Annotated in this window: 8 protein-coding genes; 6 read left to right on the forward strand and 2 right to left on the reverse strand. The window is 49.2% G+C overall.

The annotated features are described in order from the left end of the window. Positions 1-100: 100 nt before the first annotated feature. Positions 101-694, forward strand: coding sequence for an NADPH-dependent FMN reductase (locus tag V7S65_RS04590; protein ID WP_200817193.1), 594 nt, complete (start codon positions 101-103; stop codon positions 692-694). Between the two features lie 56 nt (positions 695-750). Here V7S65_RS04590 and V7S65_RS04595 read toward each other — a convergent pair whose 3' ends face one another. Continuing rightward, positions 751-2,709 (reverse strand): sialate O-acetylesterase, encoded by a 1,959-nt coding sequence (locus V7S65_RS04595; protein ID WP_336386069.1) that lies wholly within the window; start codon positions 2,707-2,709, stop codon positions 751-753. 264 nt (positions 2,710-2,973) lie between these two features. On the opposite strand from V7S65_RS04595, the gene V7S65_RS04600 reads away from it, so the two are divergent. From V7S65_RS04600 to V7S65_RS04620, 5 genes are all read left to right on the forward strand, one after another. Next, a complete protein-coding gene (locus V7S65_RS04600) occupies positions 2,974-3,186 on the forward strand; it encodes a heavy-metal-associated domain-containing protein (RefSeq protein WP_079467999.1) in 213 nt (70 codons plus the stop codon). Between the two features lie 46 nt (positions 3,187-3,232). Next, on the forward strand, positions 3,233-3,733 hold the full coding sequence (locus V7S65_RS04605; protein ID WP_227024579.1) for a DUF3347 domain-containing protein: 501 nt from the start codon (positions 3,233-3,235) through the stop codon (positions 3,731-3,733). Between the two features lie 16 nt (positions 3,734-3,749). Further along, a complete protein-coding gene (locus V7S65_RS04610; RefSeq protein WP_336386068.1) occupies positions 3,750-5,957 on the forward strand; it encodes a multicopper oxidase domain-containing protein in 2,208 nt (735 codons plus the stop codon). A gap of 11 nt (positions 5,958-5,968) precedes the next feature. Beyond that, a complete protein-coding gene (locus tag V7S65_RS04615; RefSeq protein WP_079467997.1) occupies positions 5,969-7,990 on the forward strand; it encodes a copper-translocating P-type ATPase in 2,022 nt (673 codons plus the stop codon). Positions 7,991-8,102: 112 nt separating this feature from the next. Further along, a complete protein-coding gene (locus tag V7S65_RS04620; RefSeq protein WP_336386067.1) occupies positions 8,103-9,797 on the forward strand; it encodes an ATP-binding response regulator in 1,695 nt (564 codons plus the stop codon). Here V7S65_RS04620 and V7S65_RS04625 read toward each other — a convergent pair whose 3' ends face one another. Continuing rightward, positions 9,798-10,763 (reverse strand): terpene synthase family protein, encoded by a 966-nt coding sequence (locus V7S65_RS04625; RefSeq protein ID WP_111578704.1) that lies wholly within the window; start codon positions 10,761-10,763, stop codon positions 9,798-9,800. Positions 10,764-10,830 lie beyond the last annotated feature (67 nt).

Raw genomic sequence — 10,830 nt, forward strand, 5'->3', positions numbered from 1 at the left:
TTTTAAATCTCGGGAGAGATGGGAAAGGACTATGGCGCCATCAATAAAATCGATGTGCCGTTGCTGGCAGAGTGGGGGAATCCGCTTAATTTGCGGGGCAATGAACGATACGCATATGACACAACCGATAAAGCTACTGGCTATCTGTGGAAGCACCCGGCAGTCCTCTTCCAATCATCACCTGATAAAAGCGATCACGGAGCTGGGCGCCGGTAAGTTTACCGTGCAGCTGCTGGATAGCCTTACGGCCATCCCGCATTTTAACCCGGACCTGGACATGGACGCCGGCAGCGCACCGGAGGCGGTGCAACATTTCCGCGCACAACTGGCGGCGGCAGATGCCGTGCTGATATGTACGCCGGAATACGCCATTGGTGTGCCGGGGACACTAAAAAATGCGATCGACTGGACCGTATCTTCCATGCACTTCTCACAAAAGCCGGTAGCGCTGATTACAGCCGGTACTTCAGGCCATAAAGCACACCAGTCGCTGCTGGGCACACTGCTGATCATTGAGTCAAAGATTGCTGAAGATGCGCAGCTGGTGATTTCCTCGGTAAGAACAAAAGTAAACGGCGAAGGTGTGATTACGGATGCGGATACGGAAACGCAGGTACGAAAACTGATAGATGCGCTGGCCGCGGTGGTATGGGAAAAAGAAACCACCTTGCTGCCGGCGCCGTCCTTATTTTAAATAAAAACGGATTTGCAGATAGCCTGCAAATCCGTTTTCTATGTGTACAACCCATTTTATTTTACGGTATACTTCACTTCTTCTGTAACCCCTTTCCACGTATCGGTGCGGAAAGGCGCTGCCGGGAAGCCGTCTTTGTTAAAAAGATTATCTTCCAGGTTATCATCTGACCAGCCATAACGCACGGCTACCGGGGTACTTACTTCATCGGCATATACCACTACTTTATCGCCGTCAACAAATGCTTTGGCGTAATGGAATTGCTTATCGGCGCCGGCTACTTCAAATCCGCGGATATAACCATACTTATCTTTTACTTCCAGTCCGCTGCCGGTGCTGGTAAAGCTAACGGTTACCTTGTTGCCGTTTACCTGCATGGACTGGTATACCGGGCCGCTGAAAACATTGTTTTGCCCGTAGGTGTCATGTAAGGCTACGGCTGCCAGTCGCTTACCTACGTCCTGTTTGTTTTTCGGGTGGATGTCTTTGGATTCGCCAATATCGGTGATAACGGCCATGCCGGTATGGGGCACCTGCAGGGTAAGGGTTTGCGCTTCTCTCAGTTCTGCCCACTTGCTGCCTTTCTGGCTATTGCCATTGGCGGAGTTAAAGCTGGCCAGCTGTACAAAGTAAAACGGAAACTCGCCCTGGTTCCACAACCGGCGCCAGTCGCTGATCAGCAGCGGAAAGGCTTTGCGGTACTGGTAGGCGCGGTCGGCATTGCTTTCGCCCTGGTACCAGATGGCGCCTTTGATGGCAAAAGGCAGTACGGGGTTGATCATGGCGTTAAACAGCAGGGAAGGGTAACTGTTGGGACCCACGCTGGTGCCGGGGTTGATGGCCTTCTGGATGCGGAATGCCCAATCGCCTGCGAGGGATAGTTTCTGGCTGGCTGTTTGCAGAAAAACACTTTCTGCATCGCCATAAAAACCGCCGCCGCCGGTATTATCTTCTATACTTACTGCAATCACATTATTGCCGGCTTTTAACACCCCGGCAGGGATTTTATAGGTACGGGCGGCGTCGTAACCTTTGGTACTGCCTACCTGTGTACCGTTAATGTAAGTAACGTCGTTGTCGTCTATAGTGCCCAGGCTAAGCTCCGCTGGTTTTCCGGCATCGGCTGCAGCCACCTGGAAGTTTTTACGGAACCATACGATCCCGTCGAAGTTGGGTAGCAGTTGTTCCTCCCAAAGGCCGGGTACCTTCATTTTTTTCCACGACTGGTCGTCCGCACCGGGAGTGGACCAGGTGGCAAGTGTACCTGCATCTGGCAGGTTCCCCTGTAAATTCCGGATCAGCTCCTGTTGCCTGTTTTTGGCTACGATAGCAGCGGAGTCCAGGTTCAGTGCGGGCAGGTGCTGCATCATGTCGCTGAAGTCGCCGGCATTGGCCAGTCCGTCGCGGCTGATCCAGGTTTCCACGATGGTACCACCCCAGGAAGTATGTATTAAGCCGATAGGCACCTTTGTTTGTTCATTCAGCGCTTTGGCAAAGAAGTAGCCTACCGCTGTAAAATCGCCGGTGTTTTCCGGGGATGCAGGCAGCCAGGCGCTTTGCTTCACATCTTCCAGCGGAACTACTGACATTGCTTTGGGCAGGTAAAAGTGCCGGATGGCCGGGTTGGCGGATTGGGCAATTTCTTTATTGGCGTTGGTTACCCCGTTCACATGGAATTCCATATTCGATTGCCCGCTGCAGATCCATACGTCGCCCATCAGGATATCGTGGAGACTGATATCATTTTTGCCCTTCACGGACAGGGTATAGGGACCGCCTGCTTTCTCCGGCTGCAGGAATACCTTCCATTTACCGTTCTTATCTGCCTTTACGGTTTTTTCCTGCTGGTTGAACCGGATGGTTACCTTTTCATTTTTATCGGCCCAGCCCCATACCGGGATCGGCTTGTCGCGCTGTAACACCATGTTGTCGCCGAAAACGTTGGGTAAACGTACGTCGGCAAAACTGAAGGAACTTATCATGGTTGCCGCCAGTAATAAAACGTTTTTTTTCATAATTGTGGTATTGTCTGTATTGCGGGGAAGACCCCTGTTGAATCATGTGCGTATAAATGTAAGGAAGACAGGCATTATTTTATAATTTTTCAGGGCGGATTGGCGAAAATGATATAATATCACCCGTATCCCCTGAAAAGCGTAGAAACATCCGCATGAGAATTATGTAAAAGATAGCATGAATTGTATAACAGCTCCCGTCCCGTTGCATCGTAATTTTACATCATCAGATTAATTATTCATCAACAGATAAAAAGAATCAACATGAACGCAACACAATTCAAAACGAATATCAAATGCTCCGGATGTATTGCAACGGTAACGCCTGTACTAAATAAACTGGTAGGCGCCGATAACTGGGAAGTAGACCTGGCCAGCCCGGATAAAATACTTACCATTACAAAAGAAAACCTGGATAAAAGCGAAGTCAGGGTGGCGATAGAGAAAGCCGGTTACAAGGCAGACGCATTAGCGTAACAACAGCAGCATGGAAGATATTATCAACAAGTAAAAACTAACAGATATGAAAAAGATATTAATGACAGGCATCGTATTGATAGCTGCATTTATGCAACAGGGTATGGCACAGGATAAAACTGTTTCCACGCAGTTATCTCCCTTACTCTCTTTATACTACAATATTAAAGATGCACTGGTGAGCAGCAATGCGGGAGTGGCCGCTGCCAAAGCAGATGAGTTTGTAAAAGCCGCTGCCCAGGTTGATATGTCATCCATGCCGCCCGCTGTTCATAACGCTTATATGCCACTGGCTGCAAAGCTGTCGGCAGATGCCAAAGCCATCGCTGAAGCAAAAGACATCAGCAAACAACGCGAATATTTCAAAACATTCTCTGATAATTTCTACCAGCTCGCCAAAGCAGTACCACTTTCTGCGCAGCCGGTATACCAGGAATACTGCCCCATGAAAAAAGCTTACTGGTTAAGCAGCAGCAACGCTGTTAAAAACCCTTACTACGGCAGCCAGATGCTCACCTGTGGTAAAGTAAGCGATACCATTAAATAGTTCTTTAATTATCCGTATGAAAGCAGTATTCCTGTATATAACATTGATGAGCCTGTGTAGTATTGTTACTGCACAGGCTTCTTTAAACACCACGCCAAAGGTAGTCCGCTACGATTTGTACGTGGGCGACAGCATGGTACACTACTCCGGTAAAATGAGCCACGCACTTACTATCAACGGAACCATTCCCGGACCAACCCTGCACTTCACGGAAGGAGATACCGCAGAAATCTACGTACACAACACATTAAACGAAGAAACGTCTATTCACTGGCACGGCCTGATATTACCCAATCAATACGATGGCGTTTCCTATCTTACCACACGGCCCGTGAAAGCCGGTGAAACACATCTGTACCGCTTCCCCATTGTACAACACGGTACCTACTGGTACCACAGCCACACCATGTTCCAGGAACAAAGCGGTATGTATGGCGCCATTGTTTTGCATGAACGAAAGGAAACTACCGGTAAAGAATATACGTTGTTGCTGAGCGACTGGACCGATATGCACCCGCATACGGTAAACAGGTACCTGCATAATGCCAACGACTGGTTTGCTATTAAAAAAGGATCGGTGCAGAGCTACGCCGAAGCCATACAGCACAAGCATTTCAAAACCAAAGTGACCAATGAATGGAAACGCATGAACGCCATGGATGTGAGCGACGTATATTACGAACGCTTCCTGTCCAACGGTAAAGAAGCAGATACGCAACCGCAGTTTAAAGCCGGTGATAAAGTAAGATTACGTATCGTAAACGGCAGCTCCTCTACTTATTTCTGGCTGAACTACGCCGGCGGTAAACTCACCGTGGTGGCCAATGATGGCGCCGATGTAGAACCCGTGGAAGTAGACCGGCTCCTGGTGGGCGTATCTGAAACTTACGATGTAATAGTAACCATCCCCGATAATATGCAGTACGAATTCCTCGCCACTGCAGAAGACCGTACCCGGTCCACCTCCCTGTGGCTGGGCCAGGGCATGAAAATGCCGGCGAAGCCATTACCCCGCCTGAAATATTTTGAGGGTATGAAGATGATGAATGATATGATGAAGATGGATGGTAACCTCGATACCAGCAGTGGTATGCAGATGAGCAACCAGGTAATGGATATGAACACCGTGATGTATCCTGAAATCACCGGCGATGATAAACCCATGAATAACGCAGGTCATGATATGCACAACATGCAAATGGATAGCGCTGCCGGGGATATCGTAACCCTGAACTACGGCATGCTGCGGGCGCCGGAAAAAACAACGCTGCCGGACGGCCCCGTTAAACTCCTGCATTTTGAACTAACAGGGAACATGAACCGTTATGTATGGAGCATCAACAACAAAGTAGTATCTGAAACAGATAAGATCTTAATAAAGAAAGGGGAAATTGTACGGATCGTGTTGTACAACAATACCATGATGCGGCATCCCATGCACCTGCACGGACATTTCTTCCGGGTACTGAACGGGCAGGGCGAATATTCACCGCTGAAAACCGTACTGGACATCATGCCGATGGAAGTAGATACGATTGAGTTTGCAGCTACAGAAAGCGGCGACTGGTTCTTTCACTGTCACATTCTGTATCACATGATGAGTGGCATGGGACGGGTGTTCAGCTACGAAAATTCACCACCTAATCCAGAAGTGCCGGACCCTGCAAAAGCATACCGCATGCTGAAGAAAGACGACCGCATGTTATACCCGATGGCACGCGTAGGACTGGAAAGCACCGGCAGCGACGGAGAAATTGTAGTGGCGAATAGCCGTTACCGTTTGTCCACCGAATGGCGCGTAGGATTAAACGACCGGAATGGTTATGAAAGTGAAAGTCATTTTGGAAGATACCTCGGTAAAAACCAGTGGCTGTTCCCTTACATCGGCTGGGACGTGCGTTACCGCAAAATGGATGAACCTGAGAAGAATCTCTTCGGTCAGCAAAATACAAAGGACTTCAGGCAGGTGTTTCACGTGGGGCTGGAATATACTTTACCCATGCTGATTGTGGCCGATGCGTCTGTAGATACAGATGGCAGGGTACGGGTACAGTTAACAAGAGAAGATGTACCCATTACAAGACGGTTACGTTTTGGTTTTATGGTGAACACCGATAAAGAATATATGGCAGGGTTCCGGTACATTGTAACAAGGAACTTTGCATTTTCCACGCATTACGACAGTGATATGGGACTTGGCGCGGGCATTACATTAAGCTATTAAAACTTACAGCAATGGAACATCAGCATCAGCACAACACCATGAAAATGGAGCATGAACATGCCACCATGAACCACGGAGCGCATCACGATCATCATGCCATGATGATCGCCGATTTCAGGAAACGTTTTTATGTAGTGCTGGTGTTGACGGTACCAGTAATGTTGCTGTCAAAGATGATCCAGCACTGGCTGGGTATTTCTTTTACATTTTCCGGAGATGCCTATGTTTTGCTGATATTATCTTCTGTAGTGTTTATATACGGCGGATGGCCTTTCCTGAAAGGATGGTGGGACGAAATGAAAAGCCGGGAGCCGGGCATGATGACGCTGATAGGCTTTGCCATTACGGTAGCCTACGTGTACAGCGTAGCTACTGTATTCGGATTGCAGGGCATGGATTTTTTCTGGGAGCTCACTACCCTGATCCTCATCATGCTGCTGGGACACTGGATTGAAATGAAATCGGTGATGGGCGCCTCACGGGAACTGGAATTATTAGTGCAGCTGATGCCCGATGAAGCGCACCTGGTGCATGGCGATCATGTGATGGAAGTAAAAACCGCGGAGCTGAAAGCCGGGGACATCATCCTGGTAAAACCCGGGGAGAAAGTAGCCGCGGATGGTGTTATACTGGAAGGCAGCACGTCGCTGAATGAAAGTATGCTCACCGGTGAGTCGAGGCCGGTAGAAAAGCAGGCGAACGATAAAGTAATTGCCGGGTCCATCAATGGCAACGGCGCCATCAAAATAACGGTTACGCACGGCGCAGCGGATTCGTATTTGTCGCAGGTAGTAAAGCTGGTGCAGGATGCGCAGCAGTCCAGGTCGAAAACGCAATTGCTGGCCGACAAAGCTGCGCGCTGGCTCACGGTGATCGCCATTTTGGCCGGTATCGCTACTTTTTTATACTGGTGGCTGAGCGGCCGGGAGTTGTCGTTTGCCATAGAGCGCATGGTAACGGTGATCGTGATCTGTTGCCCGCATGCGCTGGGACTGGCGGTGCCGCTGGTGATTGCAAAATCCACCGCTTTATCAGCACGGCATGGACTGCTGATAAAGAACCGGACTGATTTTGAGAATTCGAGGAAGATTACCACCCTTGTTTTTGATAAGACAGGTACCCTCACGGTAGGCCGTTTCGAGGTGGTGCGGTTTGAATCATTGCAGCAGGGTATTTCCAAAGAAGAGATCCTGAAAATGGCGGCCGCGCTGGAAGGGAGTTCCGAGCATCCCATTGCCACGGGTATTACCGGTAAGGCGAAAGAAATGCAGCTCACCCTGCCGGCGGCGGAAAATGTAACCGCTATCACCGGGAAAGGCATCACCGGTAATATTGCCGGGAAAACGGTACAGGTGGTGAGCCCGGGTTATGCCGGGGAGCATTTCAAGGATGCCGCTACTGCTACCATTCAGCCGGGGGAAACGCTGGTATATGTTGTAACGGACAACACGGTGGCGGGCTTTATTGCGCTGGCGGACCAGATCCGGCCGGAATCGGCAGGCGCTATTGCCACGCTGAAGGAAAACCGGATCAAAACGGTGCTGCTTACGGGCGATAATAAAGTGGTGGCAGAAAGTGTAAGTAAAACGCTTGATATGGACAGCTATATCGCGGAAGTGTTGCCCCACCAGAAACTGGATAAGATAAAAGAACTGCAGCAACAGGGCGAATTTGTGGCCATGACCGGCGACGGGATCAACGACGCGCCCGCGCTGGCCCAGGCTAATGTGGGTATTGCCATTGGCAGTGGGAGCGATGTGGCGGCGGAAACAGCCGGCATCGTACTGGTGAACAGCAACCCGCAGGACGTGGTAAACCTGATCTTATTTGGGAAGGCTACCTACCGGAAAATGATCCAGAACCTCGCCTGGGCAACGGGTTATAATATTGTGGCGCTTCCACTGGCCGCCGGCGTGCTTTATAAGCAGGGGATTTTGCTGAGCCCCGCTGCCGGAGCGGTTTTGATGACGGTAAGCACGGTGGTGGTAGCTATTAATGCCAGCCTGTTAAAAGTAAAGGGTTCCGGGAAATAAATAATCTCATTAATCATTAAATTGCAGTAGATTTATGCATGTGATATAACTGATTTTTACAACTGTTTTACTTTGTCAGCTATCTGCGGATGCCCTCTCAAAATATAGCCATATGAACATCGGTCAACTTTTTCACCGTGTTGTGAATACCGGAACCTCCCGCCAGGAGGAATCACTGGCAAAGGTGACCAGGATGGTCAATACTTTTTCTGTTATTACCACCGCTCTTTGCCTCTTATTCGGCGCCTTTATTTACCTCGGTACCGGCAAGCTGGATCTGCTGATCCCCGCCTATATTGAAGCCGGACTTTTCCTGGGCGTATTGCTCCTCAATGCCGCAAATAAACCTGTTTTAGCCAGTATAGCCTTTGTTGCCATTAACAATGTAGCCATTGTTTATTTCAGTGCCGTAATGGGCATGCTAACAGAAGTACACCTGTTATTCCTGTTCCTGCTCGGAGCGTCGCTCATGATTTTCAGGACCCGTACGCTGGTAGCAGCCAGTATTGTGGTAGCCGTGGTGTCAGTAATAGCCTGCGAAATCAATTATTATCATGCACTGATCACCCCTATGGAAATGGGGCATGACCAGCAATTTCTTATCCGCTGGATAACGCTACCCGCTATCCTCCTGCTGGATGTAGCTACTATCTTCCTGTATGTAAGAAAACTAAAAACGCTCAATACAAAGCTGACAAAAGCCACTGATGAGAAAACGATTTTTGTGAGGGAAACCAGTCACGAAATCCGGAACCCGCTGAATGCCATTTACGGTATCAGCCAGGACCTGATGATGAAAGTACATAAAGAAGAACGCTACAACGATATACGCCCGGAAATAGAGCACCTGTATTCCGCTACCCACAACGTTTTACAGATCATCAATAATGTGCTGGCCATTTCTAAAATAGAAGACGGCGCGGCGCATGCCATTCATCCCGAATCATTTAATATCCGCGAACTGATTTCCGATAAAATCATCGTATACCAATACATCGCTGATCTGCGGGGAATAAAGATCAGGGCAGATATTGCAGAAGATATGCCCTGCTATATACTGGCAGATAAAAACAAACTGGCGCAGGTGCTGAATAACCTGCTGTTTAACGCTATCAAATTTACCCGTACCAACAGCCTTATTTCAGTAGGCGTGTCGCACGAGGGAAGCCAGTGGCAGTTCCTGGTAAAGGACCAGGGACAAGGTATTCCTGACGCCGACCTGGTTACGCTGTTTACGCCGTTTAAATCGGGTAAAAGCGATTTTGAAGGTACAGGTCTTGGGTTGCCGATTACAAAGAAATATGTGGAGATGATGGGTGGGAAGATCACCGTTACCAGTGTCCCTGAAGAAGGCGCTACATTTATTGTGCGGTTACCGCTGACAGTGAGCGAGGCGCCGTCGCCTGCCCAGGGTGGCTGGATGGAATTGACCTTGCATAAAGGGCTGAAAAGCCTGGTAATTGATGATAATGAGATGAGCCAGGTGGTATTGTCCAACTTTCTGCGCAGGCTTGGCTTCACTACCATGGTGGCCGGCAGCGGGGCAGAAGGTATTAACAAAGCAATGGATGAAAAACCGGATCTTATTTTCATAGATAGTTATATGCCGGGACTTAGCGGGAAAGATACCCTTCAGAAGCTCGGTGATATACCTGCTTTAAAAAATATTCCGGTGATCGCCGTATCAGGCGATGCATTCCAGGAGTCGATCGATGATATGCTGGGCGCGGGCGCCAGGGAATATATTTCCAAACCTATTGATCTTAAACTGTTGAACAATACGGTAAATAAAGTATTGTTCCAATAGTTACGCATATACATACTGATAGCGGGTAGTATCCTTACCACTCCAGTCGATGTTGCCTTTCATCATTTGTCCCAATGTTAAAATATACCGTTCCAGTACCGGTCGTACGCCAGCTGCGCACACAGCGGTGAGCACATCGGCGGTATTGTTGAACAATGCAACTTCAGAGTTGTGGATCTTCACGGCCTGTTCTACAGCCTGGTCCAGTGTAAGCTGCTGGTGATGCTTTAACAGCATTACCAGGTTCAGTTCATCGCCGAGTTCTGATTCCTTGGAGAAGGAGTAGAGGTCGTTGGCCCAGCAAATGGTACGACTGCAATACAGCCCTATGTTTTTCACCTGCGTGTTTGCGCGCAGGTCGGCGGGCAAATGGATGGCGCCCATGAGGGTGGCCAGTTCCAGGAAAAAGTTAGCGCCACCGATTTGTGGACGAAAACGCATGTAATCTTTCAGGGAAATGTTGCGGGCATGATCTACATGTTGCATACGCCAAAGGTTGGCAGTAAAGGCATCCTTCAGGCTGCGGGCAAAACGTGCCTGCCAGGCCCGGTTGCTGATCCGGCACATCCGCTGCCAGATATCGCTCATGGCCGCCAGCAGGGGACCGCCGCTTTCCAGTGTGAATGTACGGCCGGCTTGCAGGATCTGCATCATGTGGTGGGCCATACGCTCAAAGCCGGTATTAAATTCATTGGGCGCCAGCGCATCGAGATGATCATCCCACAAAAAAAGAAGCGTGTTAAAATCGCTCGCAATACATAAAGAAAAGAACGGCGCATCCGGGAACATCCTGGCCACCATCCAGGTGAACTTCTGGTCGTGATAAGCATTCCAGGAGCTTTCGTCTGTGGCAAGATGAAAAGCATGAACCCAGTCGGTCGTATGCGCATCCGCTTCATATACCTGCGGGTGCAAACGCTGAGGATAAGGACAATAAAGTTCCGGGCGGGAAATGGTTGTAAACATGACATATTGTATTTAAAAGTGAATAGATAAAACTTGTTGGCTGATAGCTGGTTTTAGATTATTTTAC

It is taken from the genome of Chitinophaga sp. CCNWYY40, assembly GCF_037483205.1.
GTDB classification, from domain to species: domain Bacteria; phylum Bacteroidota; class Bacteroidia; order Chitinophagales; family Chitinophagaceae; genus Chitinophaga; species Chitinophaga ginsengisegetis.

Coding starts and splice junctions, on each gene's coding strand:
- V7S65_RS04625 (WP_111578704.1), bottom strand. CDS start 10,763: ATGTTTACAACCATTTCCCGCCCGGAACTTTATTGTCCTTATCCTCAG.
- V7S65_RS04600 (WP_079467999.1), top strand. CDS start 2,974: ATGAACGCAACACAATTCAAAACGAATATCAAATGCTCCGGATGTATT.
- V7S65_RS04615 (WP_079467997.1), top strand. CDS start 5,969: ATGGAACATCAGCATCAGCACAACACCATGAAAATGGAGCATGAACAT.
- V7S65_RS04620 (WP_336386067.1), top strand. CDS start 8,103: ATGAACATCGGTCAACTTTTTCACCGTGTTGTGAATACCGGAACCTCC.
- V7S65_RS04610 (WP_336386068.1), top strand. CDS start 3,750: ATGAAAGCAGTATTCCTGTATATAACATTGATGAGCCTGTGTAGTATT.
- V7S65_RS04590 (WP_200817193.1), top strand. CDS start 101: ATGAACGATACGCATATGACACAACCGATAAAGCTACTGGCTATCTGT.
- V7S65_RS04595 (WP_336386069.1), bottom strand. CDS start 2,709: ATGAAAAAAAACGTTTTATTACTGGCGGCAACCATGATAAGTTCCTTC.
- V7S65_RS04605 (WP_227024579.1), top strand. CDS start 3,233: ATGAAAAAGATATTAATGACAGGCATCGTATTGATAGCTGCATTTATG.